Annotated in this window: 28 protein-coding genes; 13 read left to right on the forward strand and 15 right to left on the reverse strand. The window is 74.5% G+C overall.

The window, feature by feature from the left end:
• Positions 1-235 precede the first annotated feature (235 nt).
• Positions 236-1519, reverse strand: coding sequence for a tyrosine--tRNA ligase (gene tyrS / locus H1D33_RS12900; protein WP_181567835.1), 1284 nt, complete (start codon positions 1517-1519; stop codon positions 236-238).
• A 107-nt stretch (positions 1520-1626) separates the two neighbouring features.
• Here tyrS and H1D33_RS12905 point away from each other — a divergent pair, with 107 nt between their 5' ends.
• From H1D33_RS12905 to H1D33_RS12920, 4 genes are all read left to right on the forward strand, one after another.
• The gene (locus H1D33_RS12905; RefSeq protein ID WP_181572764.1) at positions 1627-2010 is read left to right on the forward strand and encodes a PaaI family thioesterase; all 384 of its coding nucleotides are present in this window, start codon (positions 1627-1629) and stop codon (positions 2008-2010) included.
• A 71-nt stretch (positions 2011-2081) separates the two neighbouring features.
• Positions 2082-3308: an NRAMP family divalent metal transporter gene (locus H1D33_RS12910; protein WP_181567834.1), complete on the forward strand. Its 1227-nt coding sequence runs from the start codon at positions 2082-2084 to the stop codon at positions 3306-3308.
• Positions 3305-3685 (forward strand): hypothetical protein, encoded by a 381-nt coding sequence (locus H1D33_RS12915; RefSeq protein WP_181567833.1) that lies wholly within the window; start codon positions 3305-3307, stop codon positions 3683-3685. The genes H1D33_RS12910 and H1D33_RS12915 overlap by 4 nt, the downstream gene beginning before the upstream one ends.
• On the forward strand, positions 3672-3989 hold the full coding sequence (locus tag H1D33_RS12920; protein WP_181567832.1) for a PRC-barrel domain containing protein: 318 nt from the start codon (positions 3672-3674) through the stop codon (positions 3987-3989). Before H1D33_RS12915 ends, H1D33_RS12920 begins: the two co-directional genes overlap by 14 nt.
• Before the next feature lie 19 nt (positions 3990-4008).
• Here the strand turns inward: H1D33_RS12920 and H1D33_RS12925 are convergent, their stop codons facing one another.
• A complete protein-coding gene (locus H1D33_RS12925) occupies positions 4009-5367 on the reverse strand; it encodes a hemolysin family protein (RefSeq protein WP_181567831.1) in 1359 nt (452 codons plus the stop codon).
• Between the two features lie 187 nt (positions 5368-5554).
• On the opposite strand from H1D33_RS12925, the gene H1D33_RS12930 reads away from it, so the two are divergent.
• Both H1D33_RS12930 and H1D33_RS12935 read left to right on the forward strand, forming a co-directional pair.
• A complete protein-coding gene (locus tag H1D33_RS12930; protein ID WP_181567830.1) occupies positions 5555-6169 on the forward strand; it encodes a TetR/AcrR family transcriptional regulator in 615 nt (204 codons plus the stop codon).
• A 75-nt stretch (positions 6170-6244) separates the two neighbouring features.
• Positions 6245-7780 carry an FAD-dependent monooxygenase gene (locus H1D33_RS12935; protein WP_181567829.1) on the forward strand — a complete coding sequence of 512 codons (1536 nt, stop codon included), beginning with the start codon at positions 6245-6247 and terminating at the stop codon, positions 7778-7780.
• Between the two features lie 7 nt (positions 7781-7787).
• Here the strand turns inward: H1D33_RS12935 and H1D33_RS12940 are convergent, their stop codons facing one another.
• Both H1D33_RS12940 and H1D33_RS12945 read right to left on the reverse strand, forming a co-directional pair.
• Positions 7788-8414: a YgjV family protein gene (locus H1D33_RS12940; protein ID WP_181567828.1), complete on the reverse strand. Its 627-nt coding sequence runs from the start codon at positions 8412-8414 to the stop codon at positions 7788-7790.
• 10 nt (positions 8415-8424) lie between these two features.
• The gene (locus H1D33_RS12945; RefSeq protein ID WP_181567827.1) at positions 8425-8928 is read right to left on the reverse strand and encodes a GNAT family N-acetyltransferase; all 504 of its coding nucleotides are present in this window, start codon (positions 8926-8928) and stop codon (positions 8425-8427) included.
• A gap of 134 nt (positions 8929-9062) precedes the next feature.
• On the opposite strand from H1D33_RS12945, the gene ppdK reads away from it, so the two are divergent.
• The 3 genes from ppdK to H1D33_RS12960 all read left to right on the forward strand — a co-directional run bounded on the left by ppdK (position 9063) and on the right by H1D33_RS12960 (position 12592).
• Positions 9063-11723, forward strand: a complete 2661-nt coding sequence (gene ppdK / locus H1D33_RS12950; RefSeq protein WP_181567826.1) for a pyruvate, phosphate dikinase — start codon at positions 9063-9065, stop codon at positions 11721-11723.
• Positions 11724-11735: 12 nt separating this feature from the next.
• Entirely contained in the window at positions 11736-12167 is a 432-nt protein-coding gene (locus tag H1D33_RS12955) for a hypothetical protein (protein ID WP_307755403.1), read from the forward strand.
• A gap of 179 nt (positions 12168-12346) precedes the next feature.
• Complete coding sequence (locus tag H1D33_RS12960; RefSeq protein ID WP_307755404.1) at positions 12347-12592, forward strand: hypothetical protein; 246 nt, start codon at positions 12347-12349, stop codon at positions 12590-12592.
• Position 12593: 1 nt separating this feature from the next.
• Here H1D33_RS12960 and H1D33_RS12965 read toward each other — a convergent pair whose 3' ends face one another.
• On the reverse strand, positions 12594-13064 hold the full coding sequence (locus H1D33_RS12965) for a cyclic nucleotide-binding domain-containing protein (protein ID WP_181567825.1): 471 nt from the start codon (positions 13062-13064) through the stop codon (positions 12594-12596).
• Between the two features lie 225 nt (positions 13065-13289).
• Here H1D33_RS12965 and H1D33_RS12970 point away from each other — a divergent pair, with 225 nt between their 5' ends.
• Complete coding sequence (locus tag H1D33_RS12970) at positions 13290-14174, forward strand: universal stress protein (RefSeq protein ID WP_181567824.1); 885 nt, start codon at positions 13290-13292, stop codon at positions 14172-14174.
• Between the two features lie 14 nt (positions 14175-14188).
• Here H1D33_RS12970 and H1D33_RS12975 read toward each other — a convergent pair whose 3' ends face one another.
• Positions 14189-14815 (reverse strand): CE1759 family FMN reductase, encoded by a 627-nt coding sequence (locus H1D33_RS12975; RefSeq protein WP_181567823.1) that lies wholly within the window; start codon positions 14813-14815, stop codon positions 14189-14191.
• Positions 14812-15915, reverse strand: coding sequence for an LLM class flavin-dependent oxidoreductase (locus H1D33_RS12980; protein WP_181567822.1), 1104 nt, complete (start codon positions 15913-15915; stop codon positions 14812-14814). The genes H1D33_RS12975 and H1D33_RS12980 overlap by 4 nt, the downstream gene beginning before the upstream one ends.
• A 197-nt stretch (positions 15916-16112) precedes the next feature.
• Between H1D33_RS12980 and H1D33_RS12985 the strand changes: the two genes are divergently transcribed.
• From H1D33_RS12985 to H1D33_RS12995, 3 genes are all read left to right on the forward strand, one after another.
• Positions 16113-16727, forward strand: coding sequence for a DNA-3-methyladenine glycosylase (locus tag H1D33_RS12985; RefSeq protein WP_181567821.1), 615 nt, complete (start codon positions 16113-16115; stop codon positions 16725-16727).
• A gap of 121 nt (positions 16728-16848) precedes the next feature.
• Positions 16849-17274, forward strand: a complete 426-nt coding sequence (locus tag H1D33_RS12990) for a DNA-binding protein (RefSeq protein ID WP_181567820.1) — start codon at positions 16849-16851, stop codon at positions 17272-17274.
• 66 nt (positions 17275-17340) lie between these two features.
• Positions 17341-17694: an MmcQ/YjbR family DNA-binding protein gene (locus H1D33_RS12995; RefSeq protein ID WP_181567819.1), complete on the forward strand. Its 354-nt coding sequence runs from the start codon at positions 17341-17343 to the stop codon at positions 17692-17694.
• A gap of 40 nt (positions 17695-17734) precedes the next feature.
• Here the strand turns inward: H1D33_RS12995 and argH are convergent, their stop codons facing one another.
• From argH to argC, 8 genes are read right to left on the reverse strand one after another with little or no spacing between them, the layout of a single operon-like run.
• Positions 17735-19198 (reverse strand): argininosuccinate lyase, encoded by a 1464-nt coding sequence (argH, locus tag H1D33_RS13000; RefSeq protein ID WP_181572762.1) that lies wholly within the window; start codon positions 19196-19198, stop codon positions 17735-17737.
• An 8-nt stretch (positions 19199-19206) separates the two neighbouring features.
• The gene (locus H1D33_RS13005) at positions 19207-20418 is read right to left on the reverse strand and encodes an argininosuccinate synthase (RefSeq protein WP_181567818.1); all 1212 of its coding nucleotides are present in this window, start codon (positions 20416-20418) and stop codon (positions 19207-19209) included.
• On the reverse strand, positions 20415-20930 hold the full coding sequence (locus tag H1D33_RS13010; RefSeq protein WP_181567817.1) for an arginine repressor: 516 nt from the start codon (positions 20928-20930) through the stop codon (positions 20415-20417). The genes H1D33_RS13005 and H1D33_RS13010 overlap by 4 nt, the downstream gene beginning before the upstream one ends.
• Positions 20927-21853, reverse strand: coding sequence for an ornithine carbamoyltransferase (gene argF / locus H1D33_RS13015; protein ID WP_181567816.1), 927 nt, complete (start codon positions 21851-21853; stop codon positions 20927-20929). The genes H1D33_RS13010 and argF overlap by 4 nt, the downstream gene beginning before the upstream one ends.
• Positions 21850-23115, reverse strand: coding sequence for an acetylornithine transaminase (locus tag H1D33_RS13020; protein WP_181567815.1), 1266 nt, complete (start codon positions 23113-23115; stop codon positions 21850-21852). Before H1D33_RS13020 ends, argF begins: the two co-directional genes overlap by 4 nt.
• Positions 23112-24047 (reverse strand): acetylglutamate kinase, encoded by a 936-nt coding sequence (gene argB / locus H1D33_RS13025; RefSeq protein WP_181567814.1) that lies wholly within the window; start codon positions 24045-24047, stop codon positions 23112-23114. The genes H1D33_RS13020 and argB overlap by 4 nt, the downstream gene beginning before the upstream one ends.
• The gene (gene argJ / locus H1D33_RS13030; protein ID WP_181567813.1) at positions 24044-25216 is read right to left on the reverse strand and encodes a bifunctional glutamate N-acetyltransferase/amino-acid acetyltransferase ArgJ; all 1173 of its coding nucleotides are present in this window, start codon (positions 25214-25216) and stop codon (positions 24044-24046) included. The genes argB and argJ overlap by 4 nt, the downstream gene beginning before the upstream one ends.
• On the reverse strand, positions 25213-26214 hold the full coding sequence (gene argC, locus H1D33_RS13035) for an N-acetyl-gamma-glutamyl-phosphate reductase (RefSeq protein WP_181567812.1): 1002 nt from the start codon (positions 26212-26214) through the stop codon (positions 25213-25215). The genes argJ and argC overlap by 4 nt, the downstream gene beginning before the upstream one ends.
• Positions 26215-26397: the final 183 nt, after the last annotated feature.

Raw genomic sequence — 26397 nt, forward strand, 5'->3', positions numbered from 1 at the left:
CGCTGGCCCGTCCGTTTCCCTGCCGGCCGATAACCTTACCCGGTCGGTTCCGCCTCGCCAAATCCGCCTTCCGGCCGATCCGGGGCACCGCCCGCGTTCTCAGGTCCTGCGCTCCGACCTCCCAGGTCTTTCGCCCTGTTCGTCCGTTCCGCGCTGGCAGAGAAAAAGTTACGCGCCCGGTGGTTTGATCGTCAAATCCACCGGGCGCGTCCCGCGTCACATCGTCGACCGCCGACTATCCGCGCAGCTCAACCCCCGCGAATGACCGCTTGCCCCGGCGCAGCACGAGGTAGCGGCCGTGCAGCAGGTCGTCCCGGGAGACCGTTGCGTCCACCTCGGCGACGCGCGTGTTGTTGACGTAGGCGCCGCCCTCGGCGATCACCCGCCGCGCCTCCTTCATGCTCGGCACCAGGCCGGACTCCTTGAGCAGACCGGCGACGTCGGGCAACTCGTCGAGACCGACCAGGCCGGCCTCGGCGAGCGCCGCCCGCAGCGTCTCCGGGGACAGCTCGTCCAGCGCGCCCCGGCCGAACAGCGCCTGGCTGGCCGCCACCGCCTGCGCCATCTCGCGTTCGCCGTGCACCAGCGCGGTCAGTTCCTCGGCCAGGGCCCGCTGGGCAGACCGCGCCTGCGGGCGCTCGGCCGTGGCCTTCTCCAGCTCCTCCAACTCCTCGCGGGTGCGGAAGCTGAAGAAGCGCAGGTAGCGGGTGACGTCCCGGTCGTCCGCGTTGAGCCAGAACTGGTAGAACGCGTACGGGCTGGTCATCTCCGGGTCGAGCCAGACCGCACCGGTCTCGCTCTTGCCGAACTTCGTGCCGTCGGACTTGGTGACCAGCGGCGTGGTGAACGCCTGCACCGGGCCGGCGCCGCGCCGGCGCACGTAGTCCACCCCGGCGGTGATGTTGCCCCACTGGTCGGAGCCGCCGTACTGGAGATGGCAGCCGTGCCGGCGGTGCAGCTCGAAGAAGTCGTTGGCCTGCAGGAGCTGGTAGCTGAACTCGGTGTAGCTGATCCCGCTCTCCAGCCGCGCCTTGACCACCTCGCGGGCCAGCATCTTGTTCACCGGGAAGTGCTTGCCCACGTCGCGGAGGAACTCCACGACCGACATCTGGCCGGTCCACTCCAGGTTGTTGACCAGTTGGGCCGCGTTGTCGCCGGCGTAGGTGACGAACGGCGAGAGCTGGTCCCGGATGCGCTGGACCCAGCCGGCGATGACCTCCGGCGGGTTGAGCGTGCGTTCGGCGCTCTCCTTGGGGTCGCCGATCTGGCCGGTGGCGCCGCCGACCAGCAGGAGCGGCCGGTGTCCGGCGAGCTGGAGCCGGCGGGCCATGACGACCTGCATGAGGTTGCCGACGTGCAGGCTGGGGGCGGTCGGGTCGAAGCCCACATAGAACGTGGCGCTCGGGCCGTCGAGCAGCGCGCGCAGCTCGTCGGGGCCGGTCGAGTCCTGGATCAGGCCCCGCCACTGCAGGTCTTCGGTCAGGGAGTCCCGCCCCTGCGGGAGGTTGCTGTCGGTCACGGTCCCGATTCTCCCCCATCCCCGGTGCGCGGCCGTACCGGGTTTGCCGGCGACGCCGCGGACTAGGCTGGCGGCGCCGCCGAGCACGAGGAGGAACCACGGTGGAGATGCCGGAGCTGACCGGGGGCTTCGTGTCCCTGTTGGGGCTGAAGTTCGACGAGGTCGGCGGCGACCGGGTGGTGATCCGCTGGCAGGTCCGCCCGGAGCTGCACCAGCCGTACGGGATCCAGCACGGCGGGGTCTACTGCTCGGTGGTGGAGACGGCGGCTAGCATCGGCGGCGCGATCTGGCTGGGTGACAAGGGCACCGTGGTCGGGGTGTCGAACCAGACCGACTTCCTGCGCGCGGTACGCGACGGCGAGCTGACCGCGGTCGGCACCCCGGTGCACCGGGGCCGCAGCCAGCAGTTGTGGCTGGTGGAGATCACCGACGGCGACGCCCGGCTGGTGGCCCGCGGGCAGGTGCGGTTGCAGAACCTCACCGCCGGCTGACCCATTCGCCCGAAACCGGGCGCTGTCGCCGATATCGTCGCGTCGATGAGACCACCCGTTCCCGACCCGACGTGAGGAAGCTCCTCGCCGCCACCCTGGGCGTGCTGTCGGCCATCGGCGGGTTCGTCGACATCGGCGACCTGGTGGCGGCCAGCCAGGCCGGGGCGCTGTTCGGCATGGCCCACGCCTGGGTGCTGCTGGTCGGCGTGGTGGGCATCTGCGCGTACGCCGACATGGCCGGACGGATCGCGGCGGTGAGCGGCCGGGCGGTGTTCGACCTGGTCCGGGAGCGGCTCGGCCCCCGGGTGGCGTTGCTCAACCTGGTCGCGTCGTGGCTGGTCACGGTGGTCACGCTCGCCGCGGAGCTGGGCGGGGTGGCGCTGGCGCTGCACCTGGCCACCGGCGTGAGCCACCTGCTGTGGGTGCCGCTGGCCGCGTTGGCGGTGTGGTTGGTGCTGTGGCGGATGCGCTTCGAGCTGATGGAGCGGATCTTCGGGCTGGCCGGGTTGGCGCTGTTGGTCTTCGCGGTGGCGCTGGTGGCGTTGCCGACCGACTGGGCGCAGCTCGGGCAGGGCGCCTGGCAGATCAGCTCCGCCGGGCACGGCTGGCCGCTGTACTGGTTCGTGGCGGTGGCGCTGTTCGCCTCGACGGTCAGCCCGTACGAGGTCTTCTTCTTCTCCTCCGGCGGGGTGGAGGAGCGGTGGGGCGCGGCGGACCTGGCGCGGGCCCGGTCGAACGTGCTGATCGGCTTCCCGGTCGGCGGGTTCCTGGCGTTGTCGCTGATCGCCGTGGCGACGGTGGCCTACCACCCGTCCGGCGCCTCGCTGGGCTCGCTGGACGAGGTGGCCCGGCCCGTGGCGACCGCGCTGGGCGGCGCCGGGCTGGCCGCCGCGGTGCTGGCGTTCTTCGCGGTGACGTTCGGCGCGGCGCTGGAGACCGGGCTGTCGGCGGCGTACGCGGCGGCGCAGTACTTCGGCTGGCAGTGGGGCAAGCGGGTCAGCCCGCGCGAGGCGGCCCGGTTCCACAGCGTCCTGCTGGTCGGGTTGCTGCTCGGGGTGGTGATGCTGATGACGACCGTGGACCCGGTGCGGTTGACCGAGTACATGCTGGTGCTGAGCGCGGTGGTGCTGCCGCTGACCTACTTGCCGATCCTGGTGGTGGCCAACGACCGCACCTACCTCGGCGACCGCGTCAACGGCTGGTGGACGAACCTGCTCGGCGCGGTGTTCCTGCTGCTCATCGTCGCCGCTTCGGTGGCGGCGATCCCACTGGCGATCGTGACGGGGATGGGGCGATGAGGGTCCAGCTCGCCAGGCAGTTGCTCGACCGGCAGATCGTCGACGTGGACGGCCGGCTCGTCGGGCGGGTCGACGACGTCGCGTTCGCGGTGGACGACGAGGGCTACCCGTACGTGGACGTGCTGCTCACCGGTCAGGGCGCGCTCGGGCAGCGGATCGGCGGCCGGGTCGGGCGGCTGCTGGTGGCGGTGGCCGACCGGTTCACCGACGATCCGCCGGTGCCGCCGCTGCGCGTACCGCTGGCGGCGGTGGCCCGGGTGGACAGCGCGGTGCGGCTGCGGTGCCGGGCGGCGGACCTGCCGCCGTCGCCGGTGGAGACGTGGTTGCGGCGGCACCTGATCGAGCGGATCCCGGGGTCGAACCGTGCGAGCGGGTGAGCTGCTCGGGCGCACCGCGTACGACCTGCACGGGCGGCGGTTGGGCCGGGTGGTGGACGTGGTGGTGCGCGGGGGTTGGCCGCCGGAGCGGCTGCGGATCACCGACGTGATCGTGGCCGGTCACTGGTGGACCCGGGTGACCAGCCGGTTGATCGGGCCGGAGCTGCATCCGGCCGGCCCGTGGCTGTTGCGGGCGGTCGCCCGGCTGATCGGGCGCAGCACCCGGCAGGTGCCCGCAGACGCGGTGCAGCTCCGGCCGCCGGTGCCCGGTTTCCCGTTCGGCCCGCCGGCCGACCGGCGGTGAGCCGGCCGGCGCGGCGTCGTCAGCGGCGTGCCTCGTCGAGTTCCGGGGTGTCCGCCGCGTCGGCGTCGTCGATCGCGTCGGCTGCGTCGTCGTCGCCCCGCTCCCGGCGGGGCCGCCGCCGGATGTGCACCTCGGTGATGGCGCGCTGGTCGACGCCGGCGACCGCCAGATCCCAGCCGTCGACGGTGACCTGCTCCCCCGCCACGGTCGGGATGTGCCCGAGGCAGATCAGCACCAGCCCGGCGACCGTGGTGTAGTCGCCGGCCGGCCGGTTGGGCAGCTCCACCCCGAGGTCGGTGAGGTCGTGCACCGGGAAGGTGCCGGGCAGCACCAGCGTGCCGTCCGCCTCGGTGCGGACCGCCTGCAGGTCCCGGTCGGTCTCGTCGTAGATCTCGCCGACGATCTCCTCGAGGATGTCCTCCAGCGTCACGATCCCGTCGACCGCGCCGCGCTCGTCCACCACCAGGGCGATGTGCTGCCGCTCGGCCTTGAACTGGCGCAGCGCGTCGACCACGGGCAGCGAGTCGGGCAGCAGCATGGGCGGCCGGGCGATCTCGTCGACCGGCCGGTCGTCCGGCACGCCGACCAGGTCGCGCAGGTGGATCACGCCGACCGCGTCGTCCAGGCCGCCGTGCCGGACCACCGGGGCCCGGGAGTGACCGGTCGCCGCGAGGACGAGCCGCGCGGCGTCCGCGGTGGTGCCGCTGTCGAGCGTGAAGACCTGCAACCGGGGTACGAGGACGGCGCGCAACTGCCGGTCGGCGATCTCCACCGCGCCGGCGATGATGGTGCGCTGCTCCTTGGTGAAGCCGTGGTTGCCGGCCACGATGTCGCGCAGCTCGTCGGGACCGATCTCGTCCGGCTCGTGCTTCGGGTCGAGGCCGACGAGGCGGACCACCATGTCGCTGGTGGCGCCGAGCAGCCAGACCGCCGGCCGGGTCACGCTGGCCAGCACGTCGAGCGGCCGGGCCACGACGAGCGCCCACCGCTCGGCGGACTGCATCGCGATGCGCTTGGGCGCCAGCTCGCCGAAGACGAGCGTGACGAACGTGAGCACCAGGGTGACCGCGACGATGGCGACGGTCTCGGCGGCGTTGCCGAAGACGCCGAGCAGCGGCACGAGCGGTCGGGCCAGCGACACGGCCGCCGCGGCGGAGGCGAGGAAGCCGGCGAGGGTGATGCCGATCTGGATGGTGGCCAGGAAGCGGTTCGGGTCCTTGGCCAGTCGGGCCAGCGTCCGGCCGCCGCGGCTGCTGCGCTCCAGCCGTTGCAGTTGGCTGTCCCGCAGCGAGACGAGGGCCATCTCGCTTCCGGCGAACGCCGCGTTGACGATCACCAGCACACCGACCAGGGCCAGCTGGCTCCAGTAGCTCTGCACGAGCGGTTCTCTCCCTCGGACCCGATCCGGGTCGGCGGATGGCCGACTCGCCGGCCGGCAGGTCCGGTCGGCGTGGCCCCTCTGTGCCCCGCGGGCGCGCGCCTGAATCCTGTGTACACACTGAGTCCGGCAAAAAAGTGCGCGTCCCGCATCTTTGCGTGTCACGCAGTTTTGCTACGGTGGTCGGGTGAGCGGACTTCGGGAGCGCAAGAAGGCCGAGACCCGGGCGGCGCTGAGCTGGGCGGCCATCCGGTTGACCGTGGCCCGGGGCTACGACGCCGTGCTGGTGGAGGACATCGCCCACGCCGCGGGAGTGTCGCCCCGCACGTTCAACAACTACTTCGCCAGCAAGGCCGAGGCGATCGCCGCCCGGCACCTGGACCGCAGCCGCCGGGTCGCGGACGCGCTGCGGGCCCGCCCGGCCGGCGAGCCGCTCTGGACCGCGATCGAGGCGGCGGTCCGCTCGGCGTGGGCGCCCGGCCCCGAGGTCGAGCAGTCACCCCCGGCCGCCCACGACGAGTGGGCCGCCGGGCTGCGGGTGATGCTCGCCGAGCCGGCGCTGCGGGGCGAGATGCTGCGGGCCGGCGCGATCGCCGAGGCCGAGCTGGCCGAGGCGGTCGCCGAGCGCACCGGCACCGACCCCGCCCGTGACCTCTACCCGCACCTGGTGGCCGGCGCGGTCGGCGTGGCCGCCGGCGCGGCGACCCGGCACTTCCTGCGCGCCGACCGCCCGGAGCCGGTCGACCGGCTGCTCTCCGAGGCGCTGGCCCAGATCGCCGCCGGCCTGCCGCCGCCGGCCTGACCCGACCCGCCGTGAGAAGGGGCCCCTTCTCTACCGCAGGCGTTAACCGGGGGCCCCGCCTTCAAGGAGTGTGCTGTGATCGACGTGCTTGTGGTGGGGGCGGGGCCGAACGGGCTGATGCTCGCCGCCGAGCTGGCGCTGGCCGGGATCCGGCCGGTGGTGTGCGACCGACTGGTCGAGCCGACCACCGAGAACCGCGCCAACGGCCTGGTCGGCCAGGTGGTGCGGATGCTCGACCGGCGCGGCCTGCACCAGCGCCTCACCGGCGACGCCGCGCCGCCGCGACCGGCGCCCGCGTTCGTGTTCGGTGCGCTGCCGCTGGACCTGACCGGGGTGACGGACAACCCGCTGCACGGGCTGCCGGTGCCGCAGCGGCAGATCGAGCGGGTGCTCGCCGAGCGCGCCGCCGAGCTGGGCGTGCCGGTACGCCGCGGCTGCGAGGTGACCGGGCTGCGCCAACGCGCCGACGCGGTGGAGGTCGAGTTCGCCGACCGGACCACGCTCACCTGCCGCTACCTGGTCGGCGCGGACGGCGGGCGCAGCACGGTACGCAAGCTCGCCGGGATCGGCTTCCCGGGCGTGACCACGGACCGGTCCGTCTCCCGTACCGCCCAGGTGCGGGTGCCGGCGGCGGCGATCGACCCGGCCACCGGCGGCCTGGCGGCGCCCGGCTACGGGATCGTCCCGCCGTTCCGGCACACCCGCACCGAGCGCGGGCTGGTCGTCTGGGCGCCCTTCCCGGACCGGCCGCCCCTGCTCAGCACCACCGAGTGGCCGCAGCGGCCCGAGCCGGACGCGCCGATGACGCTCGCCGAGATGCGGGCCAGCGTGGCCCGGGTGCTCGGCGCCGAGGTGCCGCTCGACCCGCCGGCCGGCGCCGGGCCGCACGTGCTGCGCAGGGTGGTCGGCGGCAACACCCGGCTGGCCGAGCGCTACCGCGACGGCCGGGTGCTGCTGCTCGGCGACGCCGCCCACGTGCACTCCGCGATCGGCGGCCCCGGGTTGAACCTCGGGCTGCAGGACGCGGTCAACCTCGGCTGGAAGCTGGCCGCGACGCTGCACGGCCGGGCCCCGGACGGGCTGCTCGACACGTACGAGGCCGAGCGCCGCCCGGCGGCCCGAAGGGTCACCATGTCGACGCAGGCCCAGTCCGCCCTGATCGCCCCCGGAAGCGAGGTCACCGCGCTGCGGGAACTCGTCGGCGAACTGCTCGCCCGGCCGGGGAACGCCGCGCACGTGGCCGCGCTGATGGCCGGCGCGGACGTCCGCTACGACCCGGGACCGGACGGACCGCCGGTCGGCACCTGGGCGCCGGACCTGGTGGTGCACGGCGACGACGGGCCGGTGCGGCTGGCCGCGCTGACCCGGAGCGGCCGGCCGCTGCTGCTCGACGGCACCGGCACCCTCGCCGCGGCGTGCGCGCCCTGGCACGACCGGGTGGACGTGGTCGACGGGCGGCTGACCGGGACCTCCTCGACCGCGCTGCTGCTGCGGCCGGACTGCTACCTGGCCTGGGCGTCGGCCGAGGCGGCACCGGACCGGACCGGGCTGCGCGCGGCGCTCACCCGCTGGTTCGGCCGGCCCCGCGACCTCGCGGCGGAACCGGCCTGACCGGGCGTCAGGCCGGGTCGGGCAGGTCGAGGACGTACGCCGCGCCCTCCGGGCGGAACCCGAGCCGGTGGTAGTAGGGGGCGACCATGCCCGGCGGGCTGACCACCCGGCGGAAGCCCCGGTCGGTGAAGAGCCGGCTGCGCCGGTAGACGAACTCGCCGGGGGTGAAGTCGCGGAACGGCGGCGTCACGTAGTCCAGGTCGATCTGGGCCACCCCGTCGGCCTCGGCGTGCGACACCATCACGCCGACCACCTCGTCGGAGCGCACCACCAGGAACGCCGACCGGTCGGCGGCGGCCGGGTCCCAGCGGAACGCCGGGTTGAACCGGGCGATGTCGGCGGCGTGCACCCGCAGCGTGTGCGCCAGGAACGCGTCGCCGGTGCCCACCTCCACCACCTGGTAGGTCTCCTCGTCGTGCCGGGTGGCCAGCAGCTTGCGCAGATACCACACGTTGATCACGGCGAGCACCACGTTCAGCCCGACCATCGGCCAGACGTGCACGGCGGCGTTGTAGCCGATCAGGATCAGACAGCCGACCAGGTTGAGCGCGCGCAGCCGCAGGATGCGCGTCTGCAGCAGGGACCAGACCAGCAGCGCGGAGCCGGCCCAGCCGACGAGTTCCAGCCAGTTCACCCCGGGGAGACTAGTGGTCGCCCTGGTCAGCCGCCTCGGCGGGCAGCTCCAGCACCCACTCCTCGACCTCGGCGCCGCGGCCGGGGGCGTATCCCGAGTCCTCGCCGACCACCACGAAGCCGCACTTGCGCAGCACCGCGAGCGAGGCGGCGTTGTCCTTCGCGGCGCGGGCGCGCACCGGCCGCTGCGGCAGCTCGCGCAGCAGCGCGGCGAGCCCGGCGGTGGCGTGGCCGCGCCCCCAGCGCTCCGGGTTGATCCAGTAGCTGACCTCGGTCTCGTCGTCGACCGGGAACGCCGCCACGTGGCCGACCACCTCGCCGCCGGCCACGATCGTGCGGTTGACGATGCGCTCGTCGGCGCGGATCCGCGCCCAGTGCGCGTCGAACGCGGCCCGGTCCGACGGGTCCTTCGGGCCGAACGCGGCCATCCAGTTGGCCTGCGGGTCCTGCTCGTGGGCGAAGAACGCGGGCAGGTCGTCGTCGCGCACCGGACGGAGTTGCACCTCAGAGGTCACGGCCCGGAGGTTACGCGGACCCACCGACACCGGTCGGGACCTCCGGCCCGTTCCGGGTCCCGTCCGGCCCTGCCGGCGCGACCCGCCGCACCGATACCAAGGAGGAGGAGCGACGCAGTCGAGGAGGCCGGACCATGCCGAAGTACGTGTACGACTTCATCGAGGGTGACCGGAGCCGGGCCGACCTGCTCGGCGGCAAGGGCGCCAACCTGGCCGAGATGACCCGGCTCGGGCTGCCGGTGCCACCCGGGTTCACCGTGACCACCGACGCGTGCCGCGCCTTCCTGGCCACCGGCGCGCCACCGGACGGCCTCTACGAGGAGATCAACGCGCACCTGCGCCAGATCGAGGCGCGGCTGGACCGGTGGCTCGGCGACCCGGCCGACCCGCTGCTGCTGGCCGTGCGCTCCGGCGGCCGGTACTCGATGCCGGGGATGATGGAGACGATCCTCGACATCGGGCTCAACGACGCCACGGTGGCCGGGCTGGCCGCCCACTCCGGCGACGAGCGGTTCGCCTGGGACTCGTACCGGCGGTTGATCCAGATGTTCGGCCGCACCGTGCACGGCGTCCCGGCCGAGGAGTTCGAACACGAGCTGGCCGCGGTGCGGGCCACCGCCGGGCCGGGCGGGCCGAGCGCGGAGCAGCTCCGCGACCTGGTCGACACGTACAAGAAGATCTTCGCCCGGCACGTCGGGCACGACTTCCCGCAGGCGCCGCACGAGCAGCTCTTCCTCGCCGTCCGCGCGGTCTTCTCCTCCTGGCACTCCGAGCGGGCCCGGGTCTACCGGCGGCAGGAGCGGATCCCGGACGACCTGGGCACGGCGGTCACCGTGATGGCGATGGTGTTCGGCAACCTCGGCCCGGACTCCGGGACCGGGGTGGCGTTCACCCGCGACCCGGCCACCGGCGCGCCCGGGGTCTACGGCGACTACCTGACCGACGCGCAGGGCGAGGACGTGGTGGCCGGCATCCGCAACACGGTGCCGCTGACCGAGCTGGAACGGCTGGACCCGGCCAGCTACCACCGGCTGCGGCAGATCATGGCGACGCTGGAGCGGCACTACCGCGACCTGTGCGACGTCGAGTTCACCATCGAGCGGGGCCGGCTGTGGATGTTGCAGACCCGGGTCGGCAAGCGGACCGCCGCCGCCGCGTTCGTGATCGCCGCGCAGCTCGCCGAGGAGGGTCTGGTCACCGCCGACGAGGCGCTGACCCGGGTCACCGGCGCGCAGCTCGCCCACCTCATGTTCCCCGCGTTCGACACCGCCGTCGCGCCCGCGCCGCTCGCCGTCGGGGTGGGCGCCTCCCCCGGCGCGGCGGTGGGCCGGGTGGTCTTCGACTCCGCCGCCGCCACCACGGCCGACGGGCCGGTGATCCTGGTCCGCCCGGAGACCAACCCGGACGACCTGCCCGGCATGATCGCGGCGGCCGGCGTGCTCACCTCGCGCGGCGGGAAGACGTCGCACGCCGCCGTGGTGGCTCGGGGCATGGGCCGGACCTGCGTGTGCGGGGCCGACGCGCTGCGCATCGACGTCGAGCGCGGCGAGTTCACCGTCGGCGACCGGGTGGTGCGCGCCGGCGAGCTGATCTCGATCGACGGCACCTCCGGGCGGATCTGGCTCGGCGAGGTGCCGGCGCAACCGTCCCCGGTGGCCCGCTACCTGGCCGGCGAGCTGCGCCCCGAGGCCGACCCGCTGGTCGCCGCCGTGCACCGGCTGCTCGCCCACGCCGACCTGGTGCGCAGGCTCGGCGTGCGGGCCAACGCGGACACCCCGGCCGACGCCCGCCGGGCCCGCCGGCTCGGCGCCACCGGCATCGGCCTGTGCCGCACCGAGCACATGTTCCTCGGCGAGCGCCGGGCCCTGGTCGAGCGGCTGATCCTGGCCGACCGGCCGGCCGAGGTCGCCGCCGCGCTGGACGCGCTGCTGCCGTTGCAGCGGGCGGACTTCGTCGAGCTGCTCGCCGCCATGGACGGGCTCCCGGTCACCGTGCGGCTGCTCGACCCGCCGCTGCACGAGTTCCTGCCCCCGCTGGCGGAGCTGACCGCCCGGGTGGCCGTCGCGCGGGCGCGCGGCGAGGACCCGGGCCGCGACGCCACGCTGCTGGCCGCGGTACGCCGAACGCACGAGGCGAACCCGATGCTGGGGCTGCGCGGGGTACGGCTCGGACTGCTGGTGCCGGGGCTGTTCGCCATGCAGGTGCGGGCGCTGGCCGAGGCGGCCGCGCAGCGGGTGCGCAGCGGCGGCGACCCGCGCCCGGAGATCATGGTGCCGCTGGTCGGCGACGTGCGGGAACTCGCCGCCGTGGCCGACGAGGCACGGCGCGTGCTGGCCGAGGTGGACGGCGCACCGGAGATCCCGGTCGGCACCATGATCGAGACGCCCCGGGCGGCGCTGACCGCCGGGGAGATCGCCGCCGAGGCGCGGTTCTTCTCCCTGGGCACCAACGACCTGACGCAGACCACCTGGGCGTTCTCCCGAGACGACGTGGAGGGCTCGTTCTTCCCCGCGTACCTGGCCCGGGGGATCTTCCCGGTGTCGCCGTTCGAGAGCCTCGACGTGACCGGGGTGGGCCGGCTGGTCCGGCTCGCCGTGGCCGAGGGGCGGGCCACCCGGCCCGAGCTGACCGTCGGCGTGTGCGGCGAGCACGGCGGCGACCCCGACTCGATCGCGTTCTTCGCCGCCGCCGGACTCGACTACGTCTCCTGCTCGCCGTACCGGGTGCCGGTGGCGCGGCTCGCCGCCGGCCGGGCCGCGGTCGAGTCCGGCACCGACACGTCCGACTCCCGTTAGGAGGGCAGCACCATGACCGCCATCTTCAACCCGACCGGGCTGAACACCGTACCCCCGGTGCCCCGGCCCCCGACGCCGGCCGCCGAGCCGGCCCCGGCCCCGGCGGAGCGCGGGCCGGTGGGCCCGGTGCTGGAGCTGCCCGGCGCCACGCTGGTGCCGGTCGCCCACGCCGGTCGCCCGGTGGGCGCGTTCGTGGTGACCGGCGACCGGGTCCGCTACCGCCGGGTGACCGACCCGGACCAGCTCGTCGCGGCCGCGACCGGCGCGTTCGCGGTGGCCGCGCTCACCGCCGCGGTGGCGCTGTGGTCCCGCCGCCGCCCGCCTGCGGTGCACACGGTCACCATGGGTCCCGGCGGCTGGCTGAGCCTGCGCGGCCTACCGACCCCCACCCCGACCACCGCCCCTGGTGGGCCCGCCTCCTGCGCGCCCACCCCTCCCCGCTGACCCCCCACCCCCACCCACCCACCCACCCCACCCACCCGCGTTGATCATGAGGTTGACGGCGATATGGATCTCCATTCGTGCCGCCAACTCCATGATCGACGCGGGCGGGGGTGCGCGGAGCCGGGGTCGGCCGTTGGCTGGGGGTCGGGTGGGACGGTTCGGGGGTTAGGGTGAGGGGTGTGTCGACCGTCCGGGGGTGGATCGCGGGCGCGACCGGGGCGCAGGCCACCGGGGCGCGGGCGCTCGGCGCCACCGCCGTGGGCGCGCTGGCGGTGGGCGCGTTCGCGCTCGGCGCGGTGTCGGTGGGCGCGCTGGTGATCGGCCGGCTGGTGGTGCGTCGCGCGGCGGTCCGCGAGCTGCGCATCGGCCGGCTCGAGGTGGACGAGCTGGTCGTCCGCCACCGGAGCGAGTCGATCGACGGGTGAGTCAGCTCGCCGCGCTCGTCGGATAGCCGTACAGGTCCAGCAGCCGCACCCGGGACGCCTGGAGACGGTCCACCACCACGCTCATGAACCGGGCGGTGAGCAGCCGGCCCAGCGTGTCGTCGGACTCCATCAGCCGGCGTACCCCCTCCGCGTCGAACTCGACCGCGGTGCTGCGCAGGGTGGCCACCGCCCCGAACTGCCAGCGGTAGGGCGGGAAGAGCCAGGACCAGCCGAGCACGCCGCCCGCCCCGACCGTCTCGATGCCCACGTCGCCACGGCCGGGCACCGGGAAGTCCAGCGCCACCTGGCCGCCGCGGACCAGCCAGAACCGCTCGGCCGGCTGCCCGGCGCGGAACAGCCGGTGCCCGGGGTGCCAGGCCACCGGGCGGGCGTAGCCGGTGAGCCGGGGCAACCACTCGTCGGGCAGCCCGGCCAGGAACGGGTGCACACGCAGCATCTCCAGCGGGGTCATCACGCCTCCACGGATCGGCGGCAGGAAGCCGTGGTTCCATCCCACCCGGTCCCGAGCCGGCGCGGCAGGGCCGATGGTCCCGGGCCGCGGTGATGGCAGGGGCCCCTTCCTATCGCCTGGGCGATAGGAAGGGGCCCCTGCTAACCGGGGGCTCACGCGTGGCGGCGGCGCGGGGTGGGGACGGCAGCGGCCACAATGGGGCGAGCCGACCGGAGGGGACACCCGATGAACCGACCCGTCGTGGCGGGGGTGGACGGATCGCCGTCCAGCCTGACCGCCGCCGACCAGGCCGCCGCGACAGCCGTGGCCCGATCCCGGCCGCTGCTGCTGGTGCACGGCTACCTGCACCCGCTCGGCTACGGCGTCCCGCTCAACCCGTACGACCTCGGGGTGCCGGCGCCCACCGAGGAGGCGGAGAAGATGCTCGAACGGGTCGCCGCCGACCTGGCCGAGCGGCATCCCGGGCTGCGGGTGGCGGTCCGGCAGGTCGCCGGCGGCCCGGGCGCGGCCCTGGTCGAGGAGTCGCGGCGGGCCGAGCTGGTGGTGGTCGGCAGCCGGGGCGTGGGCGGCTTCACCGGGCTGCTGCTCGGTTCGGTGGGCGGGCAGCTCGCGCAGCACGGGCACTGCCCGGTGCTCGTCGTCCGCCCCGCCGAGCAGCCGATCCCGGTCGACGGCCCGGTGGTGGTCGGCGTCGACGGCTCCGAGTCCGCGGCGTACGCGGTCGAACTGGCCGCGGACGAGGCCGCCCGCCGAGACGCCGAGCTGGTGCTGATGCACGTGCGCGCGCCGGAGCGCGGCGCGCCGGCACCGGAGGTGGCGGCCGAGGCGACCACCGCCGAGCGGGCCGAGGCGGCCGAGCTGCTGGGCTCCGCCGCCGCGCACGTCCGGGCGGCGCACCCCGACCTGCGGGTGACCGAGCGTGCCGTGGTCGCCGCCTCCCCGGAGACGGCGCTGCGGGAGGCGAGCGGGGAGGCGTCGCTGGTGGTGGCCGGTTCACGCGGCCGGGGCGGCTTCACCGGGCTGCTGCTCGGCTCGGTCAGCCAGGCCCTGGTGCAGCACGCCCACTGCCCGGTGCTGATCGCCCACCGGCCGGAGCCGGCCGACGACTGAGGCCGACGCCCGGGTCAGACCGGGTCGCGGCCGGCGAGCAGGTCGGCGAAGTCGGTGGTCAGGGCGAACGGGTCGGCCGGACCGGTGGACGGCGACCGTCGGTCCACCTGCTCGGCCAGTTCGGCGGCGGCCCGGCGGATCCGGGCCCGCAGCGCGCTGTCGCCGTCGTCGCCGGCCCAGTCCTCCGGCGCGGCGAACACCGCCGTCGGCAGCGTCACCGCCCGCAGGTACGTGAACATCGGCCGGACCGCGTGCTCCAACGCGAGCGAGTGCCGGGCGGTGCCGCCGGTCGCCCCGATCAGCACCGGCGTGCCGGCCAGCGCGTCCCGGTCCACCACGTCGAAGAAGGACTTGAACAACCCGTTGTAGGACGCGTTGAAGATCGGCGTGACCGCGATCAGCCCGTCGGCCCCCGCGACGGTGTCGAGCGTCTCGCGCAGGGCGGCCGGCGCGAAGCCGGTGAGCAGGTGGTTGACCACGTCGTGGGCGTGCTCGCGCAGGTCCACCGGGCGCAGGTCGACGGCCGCGCCGCGGCCGGCCAGCGCGTCGCGGGCGGCCGCGGCGAGCTGGTCGGCCAGCAGGCGGGTGGACGAGGGCTGGCCGAGACCCGCCGAGACGACCGCGAGGGTACGCCGGGTCATCGCTTCTCCTCCTCCGTGGTCGTGGCGGCCTCACGGGCGGCCAGCAGGCTGGCGTGGGTGGGCGCCTCGGGCACGTGCGCGGGGCGCATCGAGTCGAACTCCTTGCGCAGCACCGGCACCACCTCCTCGCCGAGCAGGTCGAGCTGCTCCAGCACCGTCTTCAGCGGCAGGCCGGCGTGGTCCATCAGGAAGAGCTGCCGCTGGTAGTCGCCGACGTACTCGCGGAAGCCCAGCGTGCGGTCGATGACCTGCTGCGGGCTGCCCACGGTCAGTGGCGTCTCCCGGGTGAACTCCTCCAGCGACGGGCCGTGGCCGTAGACCGGGGCGTTGTCGAAGTAGGGCCGGAACTCGCGTACCGCGTCCTGCGAGTTGCGGCGCATGAACACCTGCCCGCCCAGGCCGACGATGGCCTGTTCGGGGGTGCCGTGGCCGTAGTGCGCCCAGCGCTGGCGGTAGAGGCCGACCATCCGCTGGGTGTGCCCCTTGGGCCAGAAGATGTGGTTGGCGAAGAAGCCGTCGCCGTAGTACGCGGCCTGCTCGGCGATCTCCGGGCTGCGGATCGAGCCGTGCCAGACGAACGGCGGCACGCCGTCGAGCGGGCGCGGCGTCGAGGTGAACGACTGAAGCGGGGTGCGGAACCGGCCCTTCCAGTCGACCACGTCCTCGCGCCACAGCCGGTGCAGCAGGTCGTAGTTCTCGATCGCGAGCGGGATGCCGTTGCGGATGTCCTGCCCGAACCACGGGTAGACCGGGCCGGTGTTGCCGCGACCCATCATCAGGTCCACCCGGCCGTCGGCGAGGTGCTGGAGCATCGCGTAGTCCTCGGCGATCTTCACCGGGTCGTTGGTGGTGATCAGCGTGGTCGAGGTGGACAGCAGCAGGCGCTCGGTGCGCGCGGCGATCCAGCCGAGCATGGTGGTCGGCGACGACGGTACGAACGGCGGGTTGTGGTGCTCGCCGGTGGCGAAGACGTCCAGGCCGACCTCTTCGGCCTTGAGCGCGATGGTGGTCATGGCCTTGATCCGGTCACGCTCGGACGTCGACCGTCCGGTGATCGGGTCGACGGTGACGTCACCGACGGTGAAGATTCCGAACTGCATGACCAGCTCCTCGGCTGAGATCCGGCATCGCACCGCACAACCTATTTGACGAGTCAACTATTCCACCAACCCCCTCCCCCCCCCGGCGCCGATCTTGCAGTTACTGCCCCCGGAAAGTCTCTTTTGTTCCGTTATCGGAGGGCCGAAAGTGCAAGATCGCGGGGGGAGGGGCCGGGCGGCGACTAGCCTTGCCGGCCATGACGTACACCTGGCTCGACGCGCCGGCGGCGGACGTTGCGGCGACCGCGCGGACTTTGCTCGGCTGGGACGTGTCGGGGAACGGGGTGCGCGTCCGGCTGACCGAGGTCGAGGCGTACGCCGGGACCGGGGCGGATCCGGCGTCGCACGCCCACCGCGGGCCGACGCCGCGCAACCGGGTGATGTTCGGGCCGGCCGGGCACGTCTACGTGTACTTCGTGTTCGGCATGCACTGGTGCGCGAACATCGTCTGCGGGCGCGACGGCGAGGCGGCGGCCGTGCTGCTGCGCGCCGGCGAGGTGGTCGACGGGATCGGGATCGCCCGGGACCGGCGCCCGCACGCCTCGGACCGGGATCTGGCCCGGGGGCCCGCCCGGCTGGTCACCGCGCTCGGCCTCGACCGCGACGCGAACGGCACCTCGGCGGTCGACGGGACCGGCCCGCTGCTCCTGACTCCGCCGGTCGAGGCGGTCGACCCGGCGCGGGTCGTCGCCGGGCCCCGGGTCGGGGTCGCCGCGGCGCACGACCTGCCGTGGCGCTTCTGGCTGGCTGACGAGCCGAGCGTGAGCGTGTACCGCCGGCACAGCCCGCGTCGCCGGCCCGCGCCGCGCTGATCGTCCCGCAACCCGAGGGCCCCTCCGGCGCGTCTCACCGGGAGAGGCCCAGGCTTCGGCGTACGAATGACTTTCAACGAGGTGTTGACAACATGCCGTTCTTGGGTGTGGGATGGACGGCATGGTCACCGTGGACAACGACCCGTTCACCGCTCCGGATGCTGCCCAGGCCCGGGCCCATCGCAACTACGCGGCGCTGCTGCGGATCGCCGAGCGGCACGCCGGCACCACCTCCCGCCGCCGGCGCTACGCGCACCCCGACGTGCCCGACGCCTACGAGGCGGCCACGCTGGTGATGGCGCTCGCCGGCGGGGCGGAGCTGGACGCGGGCGAGGAACCGGTCGACCAGGCCGACCTGATGGCCGCGCTGACCCTGATCCCGCACGTGCGGGCCGAGGTGGACGCGCTGGAGGCCGGGCTGCTCCAGGTGGCCCGCGGCCGGGGCATGACCTGGCAGGCGATCGCGTTCGGGCTGGGGCTGGGCAGCGCCCAGGCGGCCCGGCAGCGCTTCGAGCGACTCACCGTGCGCACCGGCACCGGCGACTGAGCCCGCCCACCCCTGTCACAGCCGCGGTCGAGACTGTGCCGGACGACGACGGCACGGGAGGACGCGATGACGCGCGACGAGATGTTGGCCTACTGCCTGGCGAAACCGGGCGCCTGGCTGGACCGCCCGTGGGAGGGCGACGAGGTGGTGAAGGTGGGCAGCCGGATCTTCGCGTTCCTCGGGTCCCCCGACGGTGAGGCGCGGCTCGGGGTCAAGTGCGGGCCGTCGCGCGAGGTCGCCGACGAGTGGCTGCACCGGTTCCCGGACGACGCCCGCCCCTCGCCCTACATCGGCCGATCGGGGTGGAACACGTTGCGCCTGACCGGCGGCATCCCCGACGACGAGCTGGTCGACGCGCTCGACGGGTCGTACGACGCGGTGGTGGCCAAGCTGCCCAAGCGGGAGCGGCCGACGGCCTGAGCCCCGCGCGGCGGCCGGGCCACCGCGCGGGGCGTGCGGGTCAGCGGGGCACGACCTGCTCGGCGGCCCAGTCCCGCCAGCCGGCCAGCTTGTCCGCGGCGGCGGCGAGCTGGTCGGCGACCGGCCCGGGCCCGGTCGAGCCGGGGGTGGTGCGGGCGGCGAGCGCCGAGCGCACCGAGAGCACGTCGCGCACCGACGGGTCCAGGTGCTCGCTCACCGCGGCCAGGTCGGCGTCGGAGACCTCGTCCAGCGCGCAGTCGCGGGCCGCGCAGAGCGCCACCAGCCTGCCGGTGATCTCGTGCGCGTCGCGGAACGGCACGTTGCGCCGGACCAGCCAGTCGGCGACCTCGGTGGCCAGCGAGAAGCCCGACGGCGCGGTGGCCGCGAGCCGGTCCACCCGGACCGTCATCGTGGAGATCATGCCGGCCAGCGCGGGCAGCAGCAGCTCCAGCGTGTCGACCGCGTCGAACGCCGGCTCCTTGTCCTCCTGCATGTCCCGGTCGTAGGTCATCGGCAGGCCCTTGAGCATGGTGAGCACGCTCATCAGGCCGCCGACCAACCGGCCGGACTTGCCCCGGGCCAGCTCGGCGATGTCCGCGTTCTTCTTCTGCGGCATGATCGACGAGCCGGTGGCGAACGAGTCGTCCAGCTCCACCCAGCCGAACTCCTGCGACGTCCAGAGCACCACCTCCTCGCCGAGGCGGGACAGGTGCACGCCGGTCAGCGCGGTGACGAACAGGAACTCGGCGACGAAGTCCCGATCGGCCACCGCGTCCATCGAGTTGGCGAACGAGGTGCGGAAGCCCAGCTCCTTGGCGACCGCCACCGGGTCCAGCGGCAGCCCCGAGCCGGCCAGCGCGCCGGCGCCGAGCGGGCTGATCGCGGTCCGCTCGTCCCAGTCGCGCAGCCGCTCCAGGTCCCGCAGCAGCGGCTGCACGTGCGCCAGCAGCCAGTGCCCGAACGTCACCGGCTGGGCGTGCTGCAGGTGCGTCATGCCCGGCGCGGCGGTGTCCACGTGCCGCTCCGCCTGCTCCACCAGCGCCTCGGCCAGCTCGACCAGCCGGGCGGCCACGCCCCGGGCGTGGTCGCGCAGGTAGAGCCGCAGGTCGGTGGCGACCTGGTCGTTGCGGGACCGGCCGGCGCGCAGCTTGCCACCGAGGCTGCCCAGCCGCTCCAGCAGGCCGCGCTCCAGGGCGGTGTGCACGTCCTCGTCGTCGACGGTGGGACGGAACGCGCCGGAGGCGCAGGCGGCCTCCAGGTCGTCCAGCGCGGCCAGCATCCGCCCCAGCTCGTCCGGGTCGAGCAGGCCGGCGCCCGCGAGGACCCGGGCGTGCGCGCGGGATCCGGCGATGTCGTACGGGGCGAGGCGCCAGTCGAACTGGACGCTCACCGACAGCCGCGCGAGCGCCTCGGCGGGCCCACCGGCGAACCGGCCTCCCCAGAGACTCGTCCGGTTGGTGGCGGCGCTGTTCTCGGTCAGGCTCTTGTCGTCCACCCCACCCATTGTGCTGGTCACGACCGCACCCCTTCCCACCGGGCGTCCCGCGCCGCGGCCATCGTGCTGGGCAGGCCCCAGAGCTGCACGAAGCCCTTCGCCAGCGTCTGGTCGAACGTGTCACCGGTGTCGTAGGTGGCCAGACCGAAGTCGTAGAGGCTGGCCTCGGAACGCCGCCCGGTCACCACCGCCCGGCCGCCGTGCAGGGTCAGCCGCACCTCGCCGCTGACGTGCCGCTGGGCGTCGTCGATGAACGCGTCCAGCGAGCGCTTCAGCGGGCTGAACCAGAGACCGTCGTAGACCAGCTCGCCCCAGCGCTGTTCGACGCCGCGCTTGAACCGGGCCAGGTCCCGCTCCACCGTCACCGCCTCCAGCTCCTGATGCGCGGTGATCAGGGCGAGCGCGCCGGGCGCCTCGTACACCTCGCGGCTCTTGATGCCGACCAGCCGGTCCTCGACCATGTCGAGCCGACCCACGCCCTGCGCGCCGGCGCGCCGGTTCAGCTCCCGGACCGCCTCGTACGGGGTGACCGTCTCGCCGTCGATCGCGACCGGGACGCCGGCGTCGAACGTGAGGACCAGCTCGTCGGCGTCGCGCTGCTCCGCCGGGTCCTCGGTGTACGCGTAGAGGTCCTCCACCGGCGCGGTCCAGATGTCCTCCAGGAAGCCGGTCTCCACCGCCCGGCCCCACAGGTTCTGGTCGACCGAGTAGGGCGACCGGGCCGTCACGTCGATCGGCAGGCCCTTCTCCTCGGCGAACGCGATCGCCTTGTCCCGGGTCCAGGCGAAGTCGCGGGCCGGCGCGACGACGGTCAGGTCCGGTGCGAGCGCGTGCAGGCCCACCTCGAAGCGGACCTGGTCGTTGCCCTTGCCGGTGCAGCCGTGCGACACGATCGTGCCGCCGTGCCGCCGGGCGGCGGCCACCAGGTGGGTGACGATCAGCGGCCGGGACAGCGCGGAGACCAGCGGGTACCGGTTCATGTAGAGCGCGTTGGCCCGGATCGCCGGCAGGCAGTAGTCGGCGGCGAACTCGTCGCGCGCGTCGACCACCTCGGACTCCACGGCGCCGCAGTCCAGCGCCCGCCGCCGGATCACCTCCATGTCCTCGCCGCCCTGACCGACGTCGACCGCGACCGCGATCACCTCGGCGCCGGTCCGCTCGGCCAGGTAGGGAATGGCGACGGAGGTGTCCAGACCCCCGGAGTACGCCAGGACGACCCGTTCGCTCATGGTGTGCTGTTCCCTTCGACGTGCTCGCCCCGGCGGGCCCACCCGGCGAGCCGGTCACCCAACGCGGCGCCGCCGTCGGCCTCGCGGGCGACGACGAGGATGGTGTCGTCGCCGGCGATGGTGCCGACGATCTCGGACAGGCCGGCCCGGTCCAACGCGCTGGCCAGGTAGTGCGCCGCGCCGGGCGGGGTGCGCAGCACGGCGATGTTGCCGCTGGCGTCGACGCCGTTGAGCAGCTCGTGCAGCAGCCGGACCAGTCGGGCGGGCGCGCCCTCGGCGTCGCGCAGCGGCCGGTGGCCGTCCTCCGGGATCAGGTAGACGCCGCGCCCGTCGCCGCCGCGCGCGGTGACCGCCCCGAGTTCCTTGAGGTCACGCGAGAGGGTGGCCTGGGTGACCTGGATGCCGTCGCCGGCGAGCAGGTCGGCCAGCTCGGTCTGCGAGTGGATGGCGGTGTCGCGGATCAGCTCGACGATGCGGGCGTGCCGCGCGGCGCGGGTCAGCGGGGCGGTCATGAGGAGGCCTCCAGGAGAAAGGTCAGCAGCGCCTTCTGGGCGTGCAGGCGATTCTCCGCCTGGTCGAACACCGCGCTGCGCGGGCCGTCCAGCACCTCGCTGGTGATCTCCTCGCCCCGGTGCGCGGGCAGGCAGTGCAGCACGATCGCGTCGGCCGCGGCGTGCCCCAGCAGCGCGTCGCTCACCTGGTAGGGCCGGAACGGGGTGATCCGGTCCAGCCCGTCCTCCTCCTGGCCCATCGACGTCCAGGTGTCGGTGGCGACCACGTGCGCGCCGCGTACCGCCTCGACCGGGTCGGTGAGCGCCTCGACCGAACCGCCGGTGCCGGCGGCGATCTTCGCCGCGCGGGCCACGATCGCCGGGTCCGGGCCGAACCCGGCCGGGCCCGCGACCCGGACGTGCATCCCGGCGGTCGCGCCGGCCAGCAGGTACGAGTGGGCCATGTTGTTCGCCGCGTCGCCGACGTACGCGAGGATCCGCCCGGCGGGGGCGCCGAACCGCTCCCGCACGGTGAGCAGGTCGGCGAGCAACTGGCAGGGGTGGTAGGTGTCGGTGAGCGCGTTGACCACCGGCACGGTCGCGTGCTCGGCCACCTCGGCGATCCGGTCGTCGCCGTGGGTACGCAGCACGATCGCGGCCACGTAGCGCGACAGCACCCGCCCGGCGTCGCCGAGCGTCTCCCCGCGACCGAAGTGGGTGACCTGGGTGTCCACCACCAGCGGGTGGCCGCCCAGCTCGGCGATGCCGGCGTCGAACGAGATCCGGGTACGCAGGCTCTGCTTGTCGAACAGCACCGCCACCGACCGGGGGCCGGCGAGCGGCCGGTGCGCGTACCGGTCGGCCTTCATCCGGGCGGCGAGGTCGAGCACGGCCGCCTGCTCGGCGGGGGTGAGGTCGTCGTCGCGCAGGAAGTGGCGGATCATGCGGGGGCCTCCGTGCGGCTCGCGGGGGTGGGCGCCGGCGCGGCGGGCGCGGCGGTCTCGGTCGGCGCGGCGGTCTCGGCGGGCGGCGCGGTCTCGGCGGGCGGGGCGGCGAGGGCGGCGGGCAGGGCGGCGAGGAACGCGTCGACCTGCGCCGGGGTGAGGATCAGCGGCGGGGCGAGCCGGACCACGTCGGGCTGCACCGGGTTGACCAGGAAACCCGCCTCCCGCAGCGCGGTCGTCACCGCGCCGGCGACCGGCCGGTCCAGCGCGATGCCGAGCAGCAGGCCGGCGCCGCGCACCTCGCGCACCAGCGGGTGCCCGAGCGCCTCCACGCCGCGCCGCAGCCGCTCGCCGACCCGCTTGACGTGGTCGAGCAGGCCCTCGTTGGCGATCGTGGCGATCACCGCGAGCGCGGCGGCGCAACTGACCGGGTTGCCGCCGAACGTGGTGCCGTGCGAGCCGGGACCGAGCAGGTCGGCGGCGCGGCCGAAGGCCAGGCAGGCGCCGAGCGGCAGGCCGCCGCCGAGGCCCTTGGCCAGCGTGACCACGTCCGGCTCGACGCCCTCGGCCTGGTGGGCGAACCAGTGCCCGGTGCGCCCGACGCCGGTCTGCACCTCGTCGAGCACCAGCAGCGCGCCGTGCGCGGCGGTGATCCGCCGGGCCGCGGTGAGGTAGCCGGGCGGCGGGACGACCACGCCGTTCTCGCCCTGGATCGGCTCGACGATCACCATGGCGGTGGCGTCGGTGACCGCGTCGGCGAGCGCGTCCACGTCGCCGTAGGGCACGTGGGTGACGTCGCCGGGCAGCGGGCGGAACGGGTCGGCCTTGGCCGGCTGGCCGGTGAGCGCCAGCGCGCCCATGGTCCGGCCGTGGAAGCCGCCCCGGGTGGCCACCACGTGCCGGCGACCGGTGAGCCGGGACAGCTTGAACGCGGCCTCGTTGGCCTCCGCGCCGGAGTTGGCGAAGAAGACCCGGCCGGGCCGGCCGGCCAGCGCCAGCAGCAGCTCGGCGAGCGCGACCGGCGGCTCGGCGACGAACAGGTTCGACACGTGCCCCAGCGTGGCGACCTGCTTCGACACGGCGGCCACCACCGCCGGGTGGGCGTGCCCGAGCGCGTTGACGGCGATGCCGCCGAGCAGGTCCACGTACTCCCGGCCGGTGTCGTCGACCACGACGGCGCCGGAGCCGGAGACGAGCGCCAGCGGCGGCGTGCCGTAGTTGTCCATCATGGTGGCGCTCCAGCGCCGCAGCAGCGTGCTCATGAACCGACCGTGCCTTCCCTGTTCGCGACTGCGGGGCTCGCAAGCTCGCTCCTCGCGCTCACGACCATCGTGCCGAACCCTTCCGACGTGAACACCTCGAGCAGCGTGGAGTGGGCGACCCGGCCGTCGACGACGTGCGCGGCGGGCACTCCCCCGCGCACCGCCCGCAGGCAGGCCTCCATCTTCGGGACCATGCCGGACTCCAGCGACGGCAGCAGCTTCGCCAGGTCGTCCGCGGTGATCTCGCTGACCAGGCTGGACGTGTCCGGCCAGTCGGCGTAGAGGCCCGACACGTCGGTGAGCACCACCAGCTTGCGCGCGTCCAGGGCGACCGCGAGCGCGGCGGCGGCGGTGTCCGCGTTGAGGTTGTGCAGCACCCCGTCGGCGTCCGGCGCGACCGTGGACACGACCGGGATCCGGCCGGCCGCGATCAGGTCGGTGACCGCCGAGGCGTTCACCGACTCCACGTCCCCGACCTGCCCCACGTCGACCGGTTCCCCGTCCACGTACGCCGGGCGACGCACCGCGGTGAACAGCCCGGCGTCCTCGCCGGAGAGGCCCACCGCGAACGGGCCGTGCGCGTTGACCAGCCCGACCAGTTCCCGGCCGACCTGACCCACGAGGACCATCCGGACCACGTCCATCGCCTCGGGGGTGGTGACCCGCAGGCCGCCGCGGAACTCGCTGGCAATGCCGAGCCGGCCCAGCATGGCGGAGATCTGCGGGCCGCCGCCGTGCACCACGACCGGCTTGAGGCCGGCGTACCGGAGGAAGACCATGTCCGCGGCGAAGGCCCGCCGCAGCTCGTCGTCGACCATGGCGTTGCCGCCGTACTTGACCACGACGGTGGCGCCGGCGAAGCGGGCCAGCCACGGCAGCGCCTCGATCAGCGTGGCGGCCTTGGCCTGGGCCCGGGTGAGATCAGCGTTCATGTGGAGTAGGCCGAGTTCTCGTGGACGTACGCGTGCGACAGGTCGTTGGTCCAGATCGTCGCGGCGTCGGCGCCGGCGTGCAGGTCGATCCGGATGGTGACGGCCCGGCCGGTGAGGTCCACCTTGGCGCGGTCCTCGGCGGCGGCCCCGCCCCGGCACACCCAGACGCCGTTGACCGCGACGTCCACGCCGTCCGGCTCGAACGCGGCGGCGGTGGTGCCGACCGCGGCGAGGATCCGACCCCAGTTCGGGTCGTTGCCGAACAGCGCGGTCTTGACCAGGTTGTTGCGGGCCACCGCGCGACCCACCTCGACCGCGTCGTCCTCGCCGGCCGCGCCGACCACCTCGATGGCGATCTGTTTGGTCGCGCCCTCCGCGTCGGCGAGGAGCTGCTGGGCCAGGTCGTCGCAGGCGGCGGTCACCGCGGCGGTCAGCTCGGCGGCGGTCGGCTCGATGCCGGAGGCGCCGCTGGCCAGCAGCAGCACGGTGTCGTTGGTGGACATGCACCCGTCGGAGTCGACCCGGTCGAAGGTGACCCGGGTGGCGGCGCGCAGCGCCGCGTCCAACGTGCCCGGCCCGGCCACCGCGTCGGTGGTGAGCACGCAGAGCATGGTGGCCATGGCCGGCGCGAGCATGCCGGCGCCCTTGGCCATCCCGCCGACCGTCCAGCCGCTGCCCCGGGCCACCGTGGTCTTCGGCCGGGTGTCGGTGGTCATGATCGCCTCGGCGGCCGGCTGCCCGCCGTCGCGGGACAGCCGGCGCACCGCGTCCCGCACGCCCGGCAGCAGCTTCGGCATCGGCAACCGCTCGCCGATCAGGCCGGTCGAGCAGACCGCGACCTCGCCGGCGCCGACGATCAACCGGGCGCTGCTGCCGGTGAGCGCGGCGGCGGTGTGTTCGGCGGTGGCGTGGGTGTCCTGGAAGCCGGCCGGGCCGGTGCACGCGTTCGCGCCGCCGGAGTTGAGCACCACGGCGCGGACCACGCCGCCGTGGACGACCTGCTGGGTCCAGAGCACCGGGGCGGCCTTCACCCGGTTGGCGGTGAAGACACCGGCGACACCGGCGTCCGGGCCGTCGTTGACCACCAGCGCCACGTCGGCGGCGCCGGAGGTCTTCAGGCCGGCGGCGACACCGGCGGCACGGAAGCCACGGGGGGTGGTGACACTCATGGGGAGACTCCGTAGACGGACAGTCCGGTGGTCTCGGGAAGACCGACCATCAGGTTGGCGTTCTGCACGGCCTGGCCGGCCGCGCCCTTGCCCAGGTTGTCGACCGCGCTGACCACGATCACCCGTCCCGAGTCGACGTCCACGGTCGCCTGGAGGTGACAGGAGTTCGAGCCGGCGGTCGCGGCGGTGTGCGGCCAGGCGCCCTTGGGCAGCAGGTGCACGAAGGGCGCGTCGGCGTAGGCGGCGGCCAGCACCGCCCGCGGGTCGGCGTCGCCGGTGGGCACGGCGGTGACGGTGGCCAGGATGCCGCGCGGCATCGGGGCGAGCACCGGCGTGAACGACAGGCCGGTCGCGCCGGTGGCCTGCTTGATCTCCGGCACGTGCTGGTGCGCGCCCACCTTGTAGGGGGACAGGTCGCCCATCACCTCACTGCCGAGCAGGTGGACCTTGGCGGCCCGGCCGGCGCCGGAGGTGCCGGAGGCGGCGACCACCACCACGTCGTCGGGGCGTACCGCGCCGGCGGCGATCAGCGGGGCCAGCGCGAGCGTGGTGGCGACCGCGTAGCAGCCGGTGCTGGCCACCCGCCGGGCGGCCGCGATCTCGTCCCGCCCGCCGGGCAGCTCGGGCAGCCCGTAGGTCCAGGCGCCGGCGTGCGCGCCGCCGTAGTAGCGGGCCCAGGCGTTGGCGTCGCGCAGCCGGTGGTCGGCGCCGAGGTCGACCACCATGGCATCGTCGGGCAGGGCCGCGGCGAGGGCCGCCGACTGGCCGTGCGGCAGCGCCAGGAAGATCAGGTCCGCGTCGGCCAGGGCCGCCGGTTCGGTCGCCCCGAGCACCAGGTCCAGGCCGGTGAGCTGCGGGTGTACGCCGGCGACGGGCTGGCCGGCCCGGCTGTGCGCGGTGGCGGCCACGAGGTCGAACTCGGGGTGACCGGCGAGCAGGCGGAGCAGTTCCCCGCCCGCGTAGCCGCTCGCCCCGGCCACCGCTACCCGAATGCCCATACCTACCTCCGCATGACTATGCAGAGAAGGCTAGCAGTCGCGCGGGGTCACTGCAAGGTCATGCAGTGTGGCGCATGAAACTGCAACGGGCTTCGACGCATTGACAGTCGGCCATCTCGCGCCGATGCTGAGAGAGCGCTCTCACGGCCCCGTTCCCGTGCCTCACCACACCCCGGAGTCGCC

It is taken from the genome of Micromonospora ferruginea (assembly GCF_013694245.2).
In the GTDB taxonomy this organism is placed as follows: Bacteria; Actinomycetota; Actinomycetes; order Mycobacteriales; family Micromonosporaceae; genus Micromonospora; species Micromonospora robiginosa.